This is a genomic window from Priestia sp. SRI_019 (assembly GCF_057586255.1).
This window is the reverse complement of sequence record NZ_JBYCZN010000031.1, coordinates 1-574: the sequence shown is the minus strand read 5'-3', so window position 1 is coordinate 574 and position 574 is coordinate 1. Positions and strand designations below refer to the sequence as shown.

Below are 574 nucleotides of genomic sequence, written 5' to 3'. Positions count from 1 at the left end.
CTGCGGGTTGCGCTGCGCTTCCCTGCGCAGCCGCAGCAACTCCACATCCGCCGAGAGCCTGCGGTTGGCACTGGTGATGTCCTCCACGTCCTGCGCCCGGGCGGTCTCGCTCCTCTTGCCCGGGGCGTGGGCCTGCAGCTCTTCCATCAGCCGCCCCATGCGGCCTTCGTCCAGGTACTGCTGGCGCCAGCTGAGGTACAGGCGCCGGTGCTGGCGCACCAGGGCTTCGAAGTCGCCGCTCTCCTCCAGTCTGGGCACGTCTTTGCCCATGCCCTTGCCCTGGCCTTCCCTCAGCTGCCAGTCCGCATCGGCCGCTTCCATGTACGCGTTCCAGTGCCCGACCAGTCGGGGTGAGATCGCGTAGTCCAGCTGGAGGTCCCCCGCCATCCTGTGCCAGGGCACCAGCGGCACGTCCCAGCCCCGGGCCAGTCGGTGCATGTGCGCCAGCGGGATCTGCGAGAGCAGCTCGCTCTCCGTCCCCGCGCGGCCCTGGTTGCCCGGCTCGTACCCGCCACCCACATCGGAGTGCACGCCGGGGTAGACGATCTCGGTGACGTTCTGGCCCTTCACCCGC

General features: G+C 69.9%; 1 protein-coding gene. It reads right to left on the bottom strand.

The window, feature by feature from the left end; genetic code table 11:
• Window positions 1–574, bottom strand: a 574-nt coding sequence (locus AC2YJL_RS27640) for a hypothetical protein (RefSeq protein WP_487375096.1), incomplete at both ends; no start/stop codon positions are given.